This window comes from Chloroflexota bacterium (assembly GCA_016887485.1).
Lineage (GTDB): Bacteria > Chloroflexota > Anaerolineae > Anaerolineales > Anaerolineaceae > Brevifilum.
Map to the genome: position 1 here is coordinate 1,020,872 of CP069394.1, position 14,986 is coordinate 1,035,857.

The window sequence follows — 14,986 nt, forward strand, 5'->3', positions numbered from 1 at the left end:
GCAAGTAAACAGAACCAAACCCGACATGTATCTCCGCCTTTTTAGTAGCTCTTCTTCAACATGTTAGCCTCTCTTTCATCTGTTGAGCGAGGGCTCCAACAAATTAAGAATGGCGGAGTAAGGTTGTAGTGTTTATTTTAATGCTAAAGAACCCACCCGATTAAATGTTACTTGATAACCGCTGCAACCTTAATCAATCAAGCCATAAAATAACGGCAGCGGTTCAACCGTCGCGTGCACTATGGAAACAGCGCTGAGCAGGGCTTTTCTGGCAGGTTCCACATCTTCCGCCTTACGGGCATGGATGATGAACATAGGCTGGCCTTCTTCAATGGCTTGCCCAACTTTCACCAGTACGGAAATCCCAACCGCCAGGTCAATCGGATCGCCCTTTTTCATCCGGCCAGCACCCAGCACAACGGATGTCTCGCCCACTATCCGGGCGCGCACTTCGGCAACATTACCTGACCTCGGGGCCTCCACAATCGCTTTGATCGGCGCAACCGGCAGCTTTTCAGGATGATCGATATAGCTCACATCGCCACCCTGTGCTTCAATCAACTTGCGCAGGTAATCCAGACCCTCACCCGAAGAAATAGCCTTTTCAGCCATCTCACGAGCTTCCCGCTTGGTCTCAGCTCGCTTCCCGAGTAAGAGCATCTCACTGGCAACTTCCAGACAATGTTCCACGAAGTCTTCCGGGCCTTCACCTTTCAAAGTCAGGATCGCTTCCTTCATTTCCAGGGCGTTCCCAACTTCCACACCCAAAGGCTGGTTCATATCCGAAAGCAGTGCTGCCACATTCCGGCCGCTCAACTCACCGATTGAGACCATCAGGGTAGCCAGCCGGCGGGCATCTTCCAGCGTTTCCATAAAAGCGCCGTTACCGGTCTTCACATCCAGCACAATCGCCTGAGCACCCGCTGCAATCTTCTTGCTCATGATCGAGGATGCAATCAAGGGAATGGATTGCACCGTGCCGGTCACGTCCCGCAGGGCATAAAGTTTGCCATCTGCCGGGGCAAGGTCCACACTTTGCCCGGTCAGCACCATACCCAGGGATTTCAACTGGGACAGGAATTCATCCTTGGTGAGATCGGTCCGAAAACCGGGGATGGATTCCAGCTTATCCAGGGTACCGCCGCTGAAACCCAGACCACGTCCGGACATCTTACCCACTGGCAGCCCGCAAGCCCGCACCATAGGAACCACAGCAATGGAAGTCTTATCACCCACACCGCCGGATGAATGTTTATCCACGGCAATCTCAACAACCGAGGACAGGTCCAGCGTATCGCCGGTGGCGGCCATCGCCAGGGTCAGGTTTGTGGTTTCTTCTGCGGACATACCCTGCAGCAAGACGGCCATCGCCCAGGCCGAAGCCTGATAATCCGCAATCTCGCCACTGGTATACCCATCAACAAAGTATTCAATTTCAGCCTTGCTTAATGGCAGGCCATCTCGTTTCTTGATGATGATATTTACTGCTCGCATAATCACCTCCACATTAATTTTACCCGAATAGAAAAACCGCAAGGAACCAGACGGGGTACCATCCAATTCTCCTTGCGGATTTAATTCTCCACTAAATGCCTATTTATGCTTGTTTGGGTTGGACGGTGACCTTTCGGCGGGGTTCCTCACCAATGCTTTCCGTTTCGACGTTCGGATTATCCCGTAACTCCAGGTGGATGATCCGGCGCTCATTGGGTGGCAGCGGCTCCAAAACCTGACGACGTCCCGTGCCGACCACCTGTTCAGCGATCCGGCGGGCCAGTTTACGCAATTCTTCTTCGCGGCGCTGGCGGTAATGCTGAACGTCAATTTGCAGGGGTACCCAGCGTCCGCATTCGCGATCCACAATCAGACTGGTGATGTACTGCAGAGCATTGATCGTCTCAGCCTTACGGCCGATCAGAAAGCTCAGGTCATTGCCTTCAATATCGATCAAAACCGGTTGAACTCGATTTTCATCACCAGATCCAAGACGAACTGTCACCTCGGCATTCACTTTCATCTTTTCGAGGATAATACCGATCGTCTCACGTGCAATCGCCACTTCTTCAGCCTCATCAGCGGGAATTGCATCATCCGCTGGTTTTGCTTCAGCTTTCTGCGGTTTCACAGAAGGTTTTTCCACCGGATTAGGGCTCATCTTGGCTGCACGACCATTTTTAATCATCAGCGCAACCCTCGCCTGCCGGGCACTCAGACCCAGAAAACCTTTTTTGCCTTCATCCAGAACTTCAACATCCACGTCATCTTCGGTGAGGCCAAGATCGTTCAGGCCTTTTTCGATTGCCTCTTCAACAGAAGGGGCAATCACTTCAAGCTTCGTTCTTTCTTCTGTCATAAAACCCTCACATCCATTTCTGGGTAGGAATAATTACACTTATTTTTTCTGCTTCCGGGGTGGCCGTATCTTTTTGTTGGTGCTTGAACTCGAACCTTTTTTCTTCGCAGCGGGTTTGCTCTTAGACGAATTCGGTTCCGGATCATAGGCCTTTACATCCTCAATGATCGTCGCTTTAGGCTTGGAGGCCGATGGGGCTTCTTCCTTTTTTAGCCAAGGGAAAATATTGGACCAATTTGCCCGGCCCAAAATTGCATATTGGATGATACCAATCAGGTTGCTGGCTAGGAAATAGAGCGCAAGTCCGGATGCTAATGTAAAAGCCATGTAGCCCATCAAGAGGGGCATGGTCAAGCTCATGGATTGGTTGATCATCGCGGATTGATCATTCGCAGAAGTGGTCGGCGGCTGGATCAACTTGGATTGCAGGAAGGTTGTCAACACAACCAACACTGCAAGAACAGGAACAGCGAGACCAAAAATGGTCAGGCGCTCCGGCTGACCCAGATCCATCCACAGGAACTGGTTATTCAAGGGCAGCAAAGTCGCAGTATCAATGAATTTGGGATAGACAATCTGCTCAAGGTTGAACAACTCCATCGGAGAAGCAGCCATCGCCCGGGTCACACTCTGATATAGACCAATGATGATCGGGAACTGGATCAGTGTGGGCAGACAGGAGCCAAAAGGACTGATTCCCAGCTCTTTATAGAGTTTTGCTTGTTCCTGGGCAAATTTTTCCTTGTCATCCTTGTATTTTTCCTGCATCTTCTTATAGCGAGGGTCTTCCTGTAAGGATTGCATCGCCCGAGTCGCCTTGAATTGCTGGACCGTCAAAGGATGGGTCAGCAAGCGGATTAAAGCTGTAAAAAGGATGATCGAAAGGCCAAAGTTATGGACCAGTGAATTAATTAAGAGCAGTACGTTTGTAAAAGGTTGAATAATTATGGTTTGCCACATGGTGGTTTCCTCTTATTTCTCGGGGGTTGTGGACCAAAGTTGGGTGCCGGTCATTACGTTGTAACCTATGACCATATCATCACCTTTGATCATTCCTGTGACCAGGAAATCACTATTGGCTACAGGCGCCTGATAGATTTCGCCATCCACTGAGTCTTGCCACAATGGTGTCCCCTCAAAGTCAAAAGCCTGTAATTGGCCATCCTGGGTGGCAACGATGAAACCATCAACAATAGCGGATGCGCCGCCAACGATCTCACCGGAGATCTCGGTGTGCCAAAGACTTTCGCCATTTTCAGCTGAAACGATATAGATGTTGCCAGCCGTATCGGTGAAAGCTAATTTTCCTTCGGAGACAACAGCAGTTCCCCAGACACTCTGATCGGTCTCTAAAGTCCAGACAACGTCACCCGTGGCTGTATCCAATGCGACCATCTGATTGCCCAGCGAACCAACAAAGAGCAGAGAACCATCTTCACTCAACAAAGGAGCCCCTGTCGCTGCACCGGCCAATTCATGGGACCAAATCTCTTCGCCAGCCAGGGAGATGGCATAGGCGAAATGATCCATCGAGCCGATGAAAATGGTGTCGTTCGCAATTTGGGGTTGGGACCAAAGATAATGACCGGTTTCAAAGGACCAAAGCAAGGAGCCATTATCCGCATCCAGGGCATAAAGGGCGCCGTCGTTGTTAGGCGCATAAACCACGCCATCATAGATGGCAGCCTGACCAAGATAAAAGCCCTGGGAGTCGGTGTAGGACCAAATTTCCTCACCATTTGCCTTATCAAGCTTATGGAAGGTATTCGCCAGGTCGCCAATGAAAATTGCGTCATCGGTCACCAATGGTGGCGCATAGAAGATAACTGCAGCGCTGCCTTTTTCAGGATAGGACCAGTTCACCGAACCATTTCCACCATCGAGGCTGAAGATATAAGTGCTATATGCAACAAAAACGTCTGTATCATCCACAGCCAGGCCTGGCGCGTCAGTGACACGCGGCCCAGTTGCACAGGCACTCATCAATAGAGTCAGCCCGATAAATAGGGTAATTAGTAATAGATGGGTTTTCTTCATTCTTTCTTTCTCTTCTCAAGCGGATCAAGGGACCGGGTCATAACCGCCCGGATTGAAAGGATTACAACGCACCACCCTCTTAATAGCCATCCACCCGCCCTTGATTACGCCATATTTATAAATGGCCTGATAACCATAATGGGAGCAGGTGGGATAAAATCTGCAGGTGTCTTTGGGTAAAGATGGTGAGATGATTTTCTGATATAAACGGATCAGCGCAAGTAAAATCCAACGAGGCAACGTATCCAACCGGACCGGCAGGTCCTTCAATCTTGGATCAAGATTTGAATGAGTAGGATGAGTTGCTAATTCTGTCAACTGAGATCATCTTTCATCAGCCCAGCCTGATAAAGAAGCTTTCTGATGGTATCAACCAGTGAACGATAGGGTTGTTCTAAGATCGGTTTTCTCGCAATCAGGACAATATCCTGTTCTGGTTTTATCTCCTGAAGCATTCCTTGGATTGCGGATCTAATCCGTCGTTTAGCTAAATTACGCTGGACGGCCCCCCCCCCACGGACCGCCCGGCGATCACAGCTATTCTGGTGTTTTCAAAACGGTTAGGTAAAAAACCTAATACGATTGATGGGCGGGCAATGGATTTACCTTCTTGCCGCACCCTTTTGATATCTTCATTTCGGGTTAAGCGTTGATTTCGTTTCACCCGGCTTCCTGTTCAGCAGAGCCTCAATATAATTTCGCAGGATTTCATCTGCCCTGGTAAAGATTACCAGCGTGTCTTCTTAACGTGGTTGTTAGCGGTCTTCGCTAATTCATACCGGCCTTTAGTGCGGCGTCGTTTCAAAACCTCACGGCCGCCCTTTGTCTTCATGCGTGCTCTAAAACCATGCACCCGGACGCGATGGCGTCGCTTGGGTTGATATGTTCGCTTTGGCATTATGAATGAGTCCTTTCTCTCTTTAATTTACTTCACGTCTAAACACTCGCGCATTAAGACTAGCCAACAATTATACCGTATGCCCATTTGACGGTCAAACAATAAATGGAGGCCAGCCCATACCGGTATTGATTTTATCAGAACACCTCAAAACGTCAAGATAAGGGATTCCCCTCTCGTCATACTGGGAGGAGTTCACCCTTCAATCCATTCCGTTTCAGATCCAATCCGGTGATTTTTACCTCTGAGATCTTATTCCAGCGATCAAGGTCAGATTTCGCAGTCACTCGAAGATAATTGCTGGTCAGCCCTGAAAGCCGCCAGGTGCCATCTTTCACCTGTTCACTGGATTCCCACAGCACGGAAACTTCCGTCCCATTAAAACATGCACTGTATGCTTCCCCCAGGGCATGGAATACCTGCCGCAGGCTGGCATTTCTCTCCTTCGCCAGGCTGGGCTCCAGCCGGCCCTTCATCTTATAGGCTGCCGTTCCAGGACGGGGTGAATAGGTGAAGACATGCCCACCGGCAAAGTCCATCTGCTGGATGAATGCCTTTGTGGCTTCAAATTCTTCCACAGTCTCACCGGGGAATCCAGCAATCACATCCGTGGTCAGGGCAACATCCGGGATGGCAACACGGATCTTCTCAATCAGGTCGGCATAGCCCGCAGTCGTGATCGGCCGCCCCATGACATGCAGAAGGTGATCGTTGCCTGCCTGCAGCGGGATATGCAGGTGATGGCATAAGCGCTCATCTTGCCAGAGCTCAAGGATCCGCGGTTCAAAATCCCAGGGCTCGATGGAAGATAATCTCAATCGTCCGAGGTCCGAATCCTCCAGCACCCCGGCAATCAGGTCATAAAGCGTCAGGGAAGGTTCGAAATCCCCTCCCCAGGCACCCAGCTCCACACCGGTCAGCACCACTTCCTTGGCGCCTCCTGCCGATGCTGCAGTAATATCCCGCCGAACTTCGGCCACCGTTCTCGATTGGGATTTGCCCCGCGCTAGACGGGTCAGGCAATATGTGCAGTGGTTATCACAACCTTCCTGAACCTTGATAAACGCCCGGGTACGCGCCCGGTCACCCGGCAGCGGTTCACGGATCAGGGATAAAGCAGCAATTTCCTCAGCTCGGAGGCCAAGAATATCCCCCGCAATCTCATCCTTCTGGTCATTGAGATAAACCTCGCTGACACCTTCCAACGCCAAGGCTTCATCAGGATAAAGCGTCGCCCAACAACCCGTAGCGATCACCTTCCCCGCTCCGGCCCGGACAGCATGACGAAGACGCTTGCGGGAATCAGCCGCGGCTTTCACTGTGACCGCGCAGGTATTGATTATCGCCAGGTCCGCTTCAGCGGGGTCACCTACGACCTGATGACCTAAGGCTCGAAATGTATTCGCAATGGATTCAATCTCACTTTGGTTGAGTCTGCAACCAATCGTGTCCAGAAATAATTTCATCTAAACCCTCAGGGTGAAACAACAATAAAATCATCAAATAAAATGTCCACGCCAGGTTCCGTGAAATTGCCAACAATAATACCCACATCACCATTGGCAAATGTATCATCCTGCACCTGGATAAGGCGAACATCATTCACCATTAAAGCCAACTGGTCCGCCTGGCAGACCGCCTGAATAGTATTGGCGGACTCGCCCTGTGCGATTGCGGCACTGAAATCCAAATGGTCCTGGTCGATCAGGGTTTGTGCACCGTCCACCCGTTTATAGATGCCATAATAACCGTCTGACCCAATCATCAGGGCATAGAAATTGCCATCATCCTGGTAACGGCAGATGACGCCAAACAGATTATCGTCCGGGCCATCAAGTTTCGTCGCCCTCACCTGAATCAATGTATCCTGGAAATTGAGCCCCGGCACACTCCAAAACTGAAAATCCGGCATCCGGGACCACAGGCGGTAGCCACTCAGTTCAAAGCCGGCAAAGCTGAGCGAGTCCTCATGCGTGCCCCAGCCGATATTCTGACCAGAAAAGTCATCTCGGAACAGGATAGGTTCATCTCCTACCCAGGGCAATTGGTCCGCAGCCAAAAACGCAGGCCTGCAAGCAGACAAACCTATCAAAATAAGGATAATTAGACTCCAGGAGAAACGTTTTTTCATCCCGACCTCATTTGGTCCAGAAAGATTCACTAAAATCCCATAAGCGGGTTGACCGAATTATAACGTACATCTTAAAAGGAACGCAAACACCACAAATGAGGCTTGTGGACAAAAGAAAGGTCACCCAGGGTTGGGGTGACCGAAAAACGAGGGTCAAAGATGCCAAGCCTTCCATATTTCAAACCGTTAACGGACAACTCTAAGCAGATCTGGCGTCGACCTCTTTTTTTATTTAGGTTAAGAAACCCCTTGAGAAGGATTTCCTTCGTCACAATTTAGATTGATAAATGATGGGATTCAACAAACAACCCCGCCGTGCCGTGTGCCGCTGAGTTTTGAACCTGCATAAGCAGGTTTGTCATACCCACCAACTTCGCCTTGACTCAGGTCTATCGCGTCGTTTGATGGAGGTCTGACGATTAGTAAGGGTGTTGGCTCAAAACTGGTTTGCTGCATCACGAACACAGCAGGGTAATTAACTTATACCATAATTCAGGGGCCTTGCAAGACTCGCCAATGTTAAATTTTATTGAGCCAAACCGACCTTTTTTTCTTCGCACATGCCAGTTATGGTACGCTTAACGCACGTATTTATTGCAGGATGGAGAGAATAGATGCCCAGAATTTTCATTGCCATCAGGATGCCGGATGAAGTCATCCAGAAGATCACCCAAATTTCCCAATATTTCCAATCTCAGTTGCCTGAAAAGGCCTTGAAATGGGTGGAGACAGAAAATCTTCACCTGACGCTCAAGTTTTTAGGTGAAATCCCCGAAGCCTCCATCAGTCAGGTGCAAGAGTTACTGACGCAAGTGACCGCGGCCCAAAAGAGCTTTGAACTTTCCGTGGAAGGCCTGGGTATGTATCCCCACGCCGAACAGCCGCGCACGATCTGGCTGGGCGTAAAAGGCGCAAAACCGATGATCTCACTCCACGGAATGCTTGAAAACGCACTGGAAGACATCAAAATCGAGAAGGAAAACCGGCCATTCAACCCCCATCTCACCCTGGGGCGGGTCCGTGAACGGACGAGCCGTGAAGTGGCGCATCATATCGGTGAAACCCTGGCAGCCTTCAAAGTCGATTCACTAGGCACCTTCCAGGTCTCACAAGTTCACCTGATCGAGAGCCTGTTAACACCCCAGGGCCCAATTTATACCACCCGCTTTACCGCACCCCTGAGTGAAGTATAATCTAGAGAACATCAAACCTGAGTAGTGAGAGGTGAAACCTGGAAGCAATCACATTAGCAAGAGATATTGCAAATTTTCTTGAAGAGAAAAAAGGCGAAGATATACTGGTACTCGATATCAAGGATATCGCTTCGTTCACGGATTATTTCGTCCTGGTCAATGGCACCAGCAGCCGGATGCTGCAAAGCCTGGCAAATGCCGTCGCCCGGGATGTTAAGACCAAGTTCCATAAGACAGCCATCCCCGAAGGACAGCCGGATGCCGGCTGGGTTCTGTTGGACTATGGCGATGTCATCGTCCACCTGTTTTCACCCAATCAGCGCGATTTCTATCGGCTGGAGGATCTCTGGTCGGAGGGCAATGTCATCCTGAGGGTGATGTAGGATTTTGGCACATTTTTAAATTTAAAGAAGCTGCCCATTTGAGCAGCTTCTTTTATGTTATCCAATCCTATTTGATCGCTTCCAGCACTTCCAGGCTGTGATCGGTGGGTTTGACCTTTTCAAAGACTTTGACAATTTTGCCATCCGGGCCAATCACAAATGTCGTCCGGAAGACGCCATCATATTCCCGGCCCATGAATTTCTTCAATCCCCAAACCCCATAAGCCTCACAGGTCTTGTGGTCAGGGTCCGAAAGTAGGGTAAAAGGTAGTTCATATTTATCAATGAACTTGGTGTGCGAAGTCTCCGAATCGGGACTGATCCCAAACACGGGGACACCGGCTTTCTCAAACTCAGTGTATGAATCCCTAAATGAGCAAGCTTCCGTGGTGCAGCCCTTGGTGTCATCTTTCGGATAAAAATAAACAACTACGGTCTTGCCGAGATAGTCCGATAATTTATGGACTTTGCCCTCATTATCTTTTAGTTCAAATTCCGGTGCTTTGGTTCCTTCAGCAACTGGCATGTCAAAACTCCTTTTTTATTTTTAGTATAGAATGTGGCAAGCCGAATTTCAATGTTCTGTTCAATGTATCCAAAAAGCCAGAGTCAATAAATAGGCCGGGAGCAGAAAAACAGCCCCCATGGCAACCTGCATGATCCGCCAGAGCGGTTTCTGCCCCCGCCGCACCCGCTCCATCAACCAGATTTCCAACAAGCCCAGGGGAGCAGTCAGGAATGCCGGCCAAACCGTGTTCCAGGGCAAACCCAGAAGCGCTGCCAAGGCCAGCAGCAGATACCCAAACAGGATCAAGGTGTTATGGAGTACCATCGCAGCCTCCCATCCCATAGCCGTCACCGCAGTGGGGATATCCTTTCGCTGGTCTTCTCCAAACCTAATTAATTGGCGTAGCAGGATGAAAGCCAAATAGAATGGAACAAAACCCATCACGACCATTGTCAGGAAGCGGTACATCTGTTGTGTTTGCAGGAAGAAACCAAGAGCAGGCGGGATAATGACTACCAGTATGGATTCCAGGAGGGGGAGAAACGGCTGTAATTTTTCAGAAGTTCCCTTGAGGATCAATACAGTCCCAACCATAAATATCACGACCAGCAAAATGATCAGGCCCTGCCAAAGTAGCCCTTCAAACATCCAGCCGACAATGATGGTAAAGGCCACGGTCAGCATAGTCGCAGCAATTAATGCCAAACCGAGACGGATTTGTTTTAACTCAGCTAGAGACATACCTTGCGGTTTAAGTTTCTCATCATTGACCCGCTGCAATGCTTGCATATAGTAAAAGCCAAAAAGCGCACAACTAAGGAAAGCAGCCCCAGTCCAAAAAACTAACCAGGAACGCATGCCTTCCACGTAGTTTGCCAGGGCCGCGCCCATGACATAGGTCATCAATAGGCCAATCAAGCGGTAGATCTTTATCGGTTTGAGAAGCTCTTTTACAGGCATAAACTCTCCAGAAGCGTCAGATAATAAACTGAATTCAACTCAATAATTGTAGCCGGGATGGTATAATGGTTTCAAGTTTCAACCCAAGTATATACTATGCGAAAACATTTCTGGATCGGCACCCTTCTGGCAGTCTTCCTCTCGGCTGTGTTTGTCATCTCTGCCTTATCAAATACAGATCGAGCTGAAGGCATCATCCTTCTATCCCCAAGCGCTTGCCCCACCAGCGGTTGTGCGGCCGGTCAGCGGTTGAACTTCTCCGTCAGCTTCCCCCTCTCCCCTGAATCCTATACCCCCAACACCCAGGTCTGCGTCTATGCACCCACTGGCGGCTGGGCGGATTTCAGCACCGGGTGGCTATCAGATGAAGGGCTGGACTCAAACCTGGCTTATTCACCTGGTGAAACCGATGGATTATGTACCTCCCTTGCACCGACGAATTATGAGTGGATCACCGGAGCTTACTCTACCTTAACAGCCGGCTACACCAACGATTCATTGGATTTCGCCCTGAATATCGACCCAAGCACCACAGTATCTGGTGACATTCGAGTTTTGGTATTCGAAAGAAACGATTTAGGAAATTGGATCGGAACGTCAGACTACACATCAACGACAATCTCAGTGGCACCGCACACCAACACAGTCTATGTCGCCAATAGCGCCGCAGATTGCAGCAGCAATTCACCCTGTTTCGTCAATTCCGGCGATGATCTGGATGGCGGCCTCGGGACCGGCCTGCGTGATGCCGTGAATGCGGCTTCAGCCGCTGACATCATCCAAATTCTGGGAGAATACAACATTAAAAGTGAAGCTGTTCTGATTGATAAAGCTGTACTGGTCACAGGCATTGAAGATGCCGCCATCAGCTCTGAAAGCACCAGTTGCAACGAATCGCTGCTCTCCATTACAGTCGGCGCGGCAGTTGAAAACCTGACCCTTGATGGTACCTGCGGAACTTCCCATCGCACCCTGATTGAGATCAACAGCTCGGGCGCTGTTGCCATCCGGCATAATACGCTGATGAATGGCAATATCGGCATCCGCGTCCGTGACAACAGCGGCAGCCCCATCATTGCTTTTAATGACATTGCAAATAACAGCAGTTACGCCATTTATAAGGAAAGCGCCAGCGGTGATCTCTCCATTTATACTAATAACATTATCGACAATGCCAGCAGCTATCAGGTGATCTGCAACGGTTCAGGAAATGCAGATCATAACTTCTGGGGCGATGACGAGACAGCCTCCGCCAATGCCCTGGATTGTTCAGTCTCGAACAGCAAACAATTGGGTGCGGCCATCAAGACGAATGTGGGTATCCCTGGCGTCAATGCTGAACAGGTCACCGTTACCGCTGTCAAACAGTATGCTTTTGACGGTGAAATCGCCTACAGTCACAGCGGTGGTTCAAACTATGACCTGGTGATTGTCAACCACGGTCAAGGCTCAGCTGAGAATGTTCCCTTCTACGGCACTTTAGGAGATTCGATCACACCCTGCTCGAATTACTACGATATCTTCCTGGCCGAGGGAGAATCTCCCAGCAAGCTCAACCTGACCATTAAATACGACCAAAATGCGACTTGCACCGCTGAAATCGAATCATCAGAATTTTGTGGTTCTGGTAATCCAGCAGACTATCCCCTCTGGTGGCATGACCCGGCCTATAACGTCACAGAATATTGGGACACCACTGGCCAGACCCCGGATGGCACCGGTGCAGGCAGTGCAACAGGCCAGACCACGACCTGCAATACCACTTTAAATGAAATTCAGGTGGAGATCGACACTAATGTTGGCAACCGGCCCAACCTGATCAGCGATCTCAATTTCACACCATTCGTCGTCGGTCTTCCGAACGATGGTGGCATTGACCTCTCACAGTTCACCGTCACCTTCGATGGCTCGGATAATAAAATCCGCTGGAACACCTCCAGTGAGAGCAACATTTCCGGCTTCCATGTCCTGCGCAGCGATATTGAAAACGGGACCTATGCGCGGATTTCTCCCCTGATCGAATCAATCGGTGATACCCATATCGGCGGGATCTATTATTACACGGATGGGTCGATTCAATTTACCCGGACGTATTACTATAAATTGGAAGTGGTCAACAAACAGGGACAATCAATCGAATTCTACGGCCCGGTCAGCGTCCTGACCTCCACAGCGACACCCACCTCAACTCTGACCCGCACCCCCACGTTGACCCGGACGCCCTATCCCACCCGGACCTCAACGCCCTACTATTACCGGTCGCCGACCTCTTATTATCGACGGGCGACAGCCACGCCGCTTGGCGGGCCGACCCAGGTGCGCACCTATGGTCCGACACCGACCCCCAGCCGGACCAGTGCAACCAAACCCACTTACAGTGCTGCAACCGCGAGCGGTTCTTCCGGCTACCCTGCTGAGAACGAACCCGGAGCTACTCAGTACCCTTCCGGCGATTCCGGATATCCATCCGAAGGCGGCTACATCATCAGCACAGCGACTCCTTCTCCAGACGAAGAACCGGGAAGCAGCCAGGATGATAACAACACCGACCGGGATTCCGATAATCAGGGAGGCTCCCAGGGCAACGAACAACCCCAGGCTGGAGATGAAATCCAGTGGCCTTTCCTGGCACTGGGAACCATCAGCGGCTTGGTTTTGGTGGCATGTATCAGCTTCATTCTGATTAAGACCCGCGTTAAATAACACCCCTAAAACCCTGAATTTTTGACTTTTAATTTAATTTGTGCTATTCTTTGCTGGAATTAATTTCTGTCATTAGGATAGGTCTATGCAACGCGAACGCGTCTCTGAAAACGTATATTGGTTCCAAAGTGATACCTACGCCCAGGTCTCCGCTGGCGCCATTGCCGGCCCGCAATGGGCGGTTGTGATTGATACATTAATGCCCCAGGAAACCCCCGAAATTCGGGATTTCATCGAAAAGAAGCTCAATCTTCCCATACGCTACGTCATCAATACCCACCACCACGCTGACCACAGCTGGGGAAATTACTTTTTCCCCAATGCAACGATCATCGGTCATGAAATCTGTCGGCAAAAGATGATGAATCGTGCCCCGGCTGCACTCGAAGTTGCCAGCCAGGACATTCCCCTCTACAAAAAAATGAAGATCGTCCCGCCAACCATCACTTTCCGTGAGGGCTCCTTCAATATGAAGATCGGGAAGAAACATCTTAAGCTCTTCCCCACCCCAGGCCATTCCACCGATGGAATTGCGGCGCTCATTGAAGAGGACCGCATCCTCTTTACTGGCGACGCTTTCATGCCGGTGCCCTTCATTGTCGAGGGCGACCTGGACCAATACATCGAGACGACCAACACTATAGCCGGTATGGGCCTTGAAAACATCATTCAGGGACATGGTGACATCATCCTCAGGGGTGAAATTGAAGAAAAAGCCAAAGAGAACATCACCTACCTGCGTGCGATTAGCAAAGCCGTCCGGACGGCAATGCGGCGCAAGAATCCCCTCGAGGTTCTGGACAGTATCGGAATTGAAGCTTGTGGGAAGAGCCGGGTTTTGCTGGGCGGTTTAGCCAGCGAGCTGCATAAACGCAACCTACGAGCGCTTTATCATCAAACGGTTGAAAAAGAAAAGCTGGAAGCCGAATACAGCTAAAGTAAGATCAATCCAACCAAAATCAGGATACCTAACATCCCGATCGGTTCCGCCCAAAAAGCCCAACCGCTTCGGGATTCTTTTATCCCTGAAACAACCCCCGTTAATGCATACGCCACACCAATGATCACCAGGCTGATTTGCAATGGCGCCAGGGGCAGATAGTGAAATCCAACGGCGATCTCAGTCACAACCAGGCTGCTCACCAGCGACCAGAGCATATGCCAACTGCCTAATCGCAAATAAATTGAACGGCTGATCACCATTACAGCGCCAAGTGCAATCAACGGCAACCGGACGTAGAGCCGCAGATCAGCAGAATAAATGGCGATGATCATCAGAAAGTAAAGCGTAAAGGATAGGCCGGTCAACCCCATTGCCGCAATCGGATGGCGAACGCTGTGCACATCCATCACATTATATTCAGCAATGAATACGGCCAATAACAGCAAGCTGCCAAGGATGAAGGCCACCCACCAAAACACTTCCCCCCTAAAGTTTTCCAAGGTCACGCCAATCACAAATGTCGTCAACACCGGCACAAGCCAATGGCGAAGATTTGCTAGAGGGTTCTCCTGGACAATATTGGCTGGATGGGATTGTAACAGCCATTCCATCCCTGCCGCCGCCAGCAGACTGGTCAGCAGGATGGTCAATGAACCGTAATTGAGAGAAAATTCCAGCGCAATCCCCATCAAATTAAGCGATATGGTAGACGCCGGGAATGACACCACCAGGGTCAGGGCAAATGCCATCATGATGGCCGCAGTCACAATCGACAAACGATTGATATTGGGCAAAGACTCTCTGAATTGCATAGCGCCATTTTACCATGAGCGCTATGAATAGGATAAGAGGAAACCCCATCATCAGTATTTTTCAT

At 50.1% G+C, this 14,986-nt stretch carries 17 protein-coding genes and 1 other RNA gene; 4 read left to right on the forward strand and 14 right to left on the reverse strand.

Annotated features, from left to right (window positions below):
• Positions 1–189 precede the first annotated feature (189 nt).
• The 11 genes from JR338_04655 to ssrS form a co-directional block, all read right to left on the reverse strand.
• Positions 190–1,494 carry a thymidine phosphorylase gene (locus JR338_04655; GenBank protein ID QRN84042.1) on the reverse strand — a complete coding sequence of 435 codons (1,305 nt, stop codon included), beginning with the start codon at positions 1,492–1,494 and terminating at the stop codon, positions 190–192.
• 103 nt (positions 1,495–1,597) lie between these two features.
• Entirely contained in the window at positions 1,598–2,353 is a 756-nt protein-coding gene (locus JR338_04660) for a protein jag (GenBank protein ID QRN84043.1), read from the reverse strand.
• Positions 2,354–2,392: 39 nt separating this feature from the next.
• On the reverse strand, positions 2,393–3,313 hold the full coding sequence (locus JR338_04665) for a membrane protein insertase YidC (protein QRN84044.1): 921 nt from the start codon (positions 3,311–3,313) through the stop codon (positions 2,393–2,395).
• 12 nt (positions 3,314–3,325) lie between these two features.
• Positions 3,326–4,390, reverse strand: coding sequence for a PQQ-like beta-propeller repeat protein (locus JR338_04670; GenBank protein ID QRN84045.1), 1,065 nt, complete (start codon positions 4,388–4,390; stop codon positions 3,326–3,328).
• A 24-nt stretch (positions 4,391–4,414) separates the two neighbouring features.
• The gene (yidD, locus tag JR338_04675) at positions 4,415–4,630 is read right to left on the reverse strand and encodes a membrane protein insertion efficiency factor YidD (GenBank protein QRN84359.1); all 216 of its coding nucleotides are present in this window, start codon (positions 4,628–4,630) and stop codon (positions 4,415–4,417) included.
• A 74-nt stretch (positions 4,631–4,704) separates the two neighbouring features.
• Positions 4,705–4,866 carry a hypothetical protein gene (locus JR338_04680; GenBank protein QRN84360.1) on the reverse strand — a complete coding sequence of 54 codons (162 nt, stop codon included), beginning with the start codon at positions 4,864–4,866 and terminating at the stop codon, positions 4,705–4,707.
• 11 nt (positions 4,867–4,877) lie between these two features.
• Entirely contained in the window at positions 4,878–5,054 is a 177-nt protein-coding gene (locus tag JR338_04685; protein ID QRN84046.1) for a ribonuclease P protein component, read from the reverse strand.
• Positions 5,055–5,117: 63 nt separating this feature from the next.
• Positions 5,118–5,288, reverse strand: a complete 171-nt coding sequence (gene rpmH, locus JR338_04690) for a 50S ribosomal protein L34 (protein ID QRN84047.1) — start codon at positions 5,286–5,288, stop codon at positions 5,118–5,120.
• A gap of 179 nt (positions 5,289–5,467) precedes the next feature.
• On the reverse strand, positions 5,468–6,754 hold the full coding sequence (locus tag JR338_04695) for a MiaB/RimO family radical SAM methylthiotransferase (protein ID QRN84048.1): 1,287 nt from the start codon (positions 6,752–6,754) through the stop codon (positions 5,468–5,470).
• Positions 6,755–6,762: 8 nt separating this feature from the next.
• Positions 6,763–7,419 (reverse strand): hypothetical protein, encoded by a 657-nt coding sequence (locus JR338_04700; GenBank protein QRN84049.1) that lies wholly within the window; start codon positions 7,417–7,419, stop codon positions 6,763–6,765.
• Positions 7,420–7,722: 303 nt separating this feature from the next.
• A non-coding RNA gene (gene ssrS / locus JR338_04705) (6S RNA) lies at positions 7,723–7,895 on the reverse strand.
• Positions 7,896–8,033: 138 nt separating this feature from the next.
• On the opposite strand from ssrS, the gene thpR reads away from it, so the two are divergent.
• Both thpR and rsfS read left to right on the forward strand, forming a co-directional pair.
• A complete protein-coding gene (thpR, locus tag JR338_04710; GenBank protein ID QRN84050.1) occupies positions 8,034–8,612 on the forward strand; it encodes an RNA 2',3'-cyclic phosphodiesterase in 579 nt (192 codons plus the stop codon).
• Positions 8,613–8,677: 65 nt separating this feature from the next.
• Positions 8,678–8,995: a ribosome silencing factor gene (gene rsfS, locus JR338_04715; GenBank protein QRN84361.1), complete on the forward strand. Its 318-nt coding sequence runs from the start codon at positions 8,678–8,680 to the stop codon at positions 8,993–8,995.
• 67 nt (positions 8,996–9,062) lie between these two features.
• Here the strand turns inward: rsfS and bcp are convergent, their stop codons facing one another.
• Both bcp and JR338_04725 read right to left on the reverse strand, forming a co-directional pair.
• A complete protein-coding gene (gene bcp / locus JR338_04720) occupies positions 9,063–9,521 on the reverse strand; it encodes a thioredoxin-dependent thiol peroxidase (GenBank protein QRN84051.1) in 459 nt (152 codons plus the stop codon).
• Positions 9,522–9,581: 60 nt separating this feature from the next.
• On the reverse strand, positions 9,582–10,463 hold the full coding sequence (locus JR338_04725) for a hypothetical protein (GenBank protein QRN84052.1): 882 nt from the start codon (positions 10,461–10,463) through the stop codon (positions 9,582–9,584).
• A 96-nt stretch (positions 10,464–10,559) separates the two neighbouring features.
• Between JR338_04725 and JR338_04730 the strand changes: the two genes are divergently transcribed.
• Both JR338_04730 and JR338_04735 read left to right on the forward strand, forming a co-directional pair.
• On the forward strand, positions 10,560–13,166 hold the full coding sequence (locus JR338_04730) for a hypothetical protein (protein ID QRN84053.1): 2,607 nt from the start codon (positions 10,560–10,562) through the stop codon (positions 13,164–13,166).
• Between the two features lie 85 nt (positions 13,167–13,251).
• Positions 13,252–14,103 carry an MBL fold metallo-hydrolase gene (locus JR338_04735; GenBank protein ID QRN84054.1) on the forward strand — a complete coding sequence of 284 codons (852 nt, stop codon included), beginning with the start codon at positions 13,252–13,254 and terminating at the stop codon, positions 14,101–14,103.
• Here the strand turns inward: JR338_04735 and JR338_04740 are convergent.
• Positions 14,100–14,921 (reverse strand): hypothetical protein, encoded by an 822-nt coding sequence (locus tag JR338_04740; protein ID QRN84055.1) that lies wholly within the window; start codon positions 14,919–14,921, stop codon positions 14,100–14,102. The two genes, JR338_04735 and JR338_04740, sit on opposite strands and share 4 nt — an antisense overlap.
• Positions 14,922–14,986: the final 65 nt, after the last annotated feature.

What these genes read in the sequence shown, in the direction of transcription:
- JR338_04730 (QRN84053.1), top strand. Translation starts at nt 10,560, where the DNA reads ATGCGAAAACATTTCTGGATCGGCACCCTTCTGGCAGTCTTCCTCTCG.
- JR338_04660 (QRN84043.1), bottom strand. Translation starts at nt 2,353, where the DNA reads ATGACAGAAGAAAGAACGAAGCTTGAAGTGATTGCCCCTTCTGTTGAA.
- JR338_04735 (QRN84054.1), top strand. Translation starts at nt 13,252, where the DNA reads ATGCAACGCGAACGCGTCTCTGAAAACGTATATTGGTTCCAAAGTGAT.
- JR338_04655 (QRN84042.1), bottom strand. Translation starts at nt 1,494, where the DNA reads ATGCGAGCAGTAAATATCATCATCAAGAAACGAGATGGCCTGCCATTA.
- JR338_04725 (QRN84052.1), bottom strand. Translation starts at nt 10,463, where the DNA reads ATGCCTGTAAAAGAGCTTCTCAAACCGATAAAGATCTACCGCTTGATT.
- bcp (QRN84051.1), bottom strand. Translation starts at nt 9,521, where the DNA reads ATGCCAGTTGCTGAAGGAACCAAAGCACCGGAATTTGAACTAAAAGAT.
- JR338_04740 (QRN84055.1), bottom strand. Translation starts at nt 14,921, where the DNA reads ATGCAATTCAGAGAGTCTTTGCCCAATATCAATCGTTTGTCGATTGTG.
- rpmH (QRN84047.1), bottom strand. Translation starts at nt 5,288, where the DNA reads ATGCCAAAGCGAACATATCAACCCAAGCGACGCCATCGCGTCCGGGTG.
- JR338_04670 (QRN84045.1), bottom strand. Translation starts at nt 4,390, where the DNA reads ATGAAGAAAACCCATCTATTACTAATTACCCTATTTATCGGGCTGACT.
- thpR (QRN84050.1), top strand. Translation starts at nt 8,034, where the DNA reads ATGCCCAGAATTTTCATTGCCATCAGGATGCCGGATGAAGTCATCCAG.
- JR338_04665 (QRN84044.1), bottom strand. Translation starts at nt 3,313, where the DNA reads ATGTGGCAAACCATAATTATTCAACCTTTTACAAACGTACTGCTCTTA.
- JR338_04695 (QRN84048.1), bottom strand. Translation starts at nt 6,754, where the DNA reads ATGAAATTATTTCTGGACACGATTGGTTGCAGACTCAACCAAAGTGAG.
- JR338_04700 (QRN84049.1), bottom strand. Translation starts at nt 7,419, where the DNA reads ATGAAAAAACGTTTCTCCTGGAGTCTAATTATCCTTATTTTGATAGGT.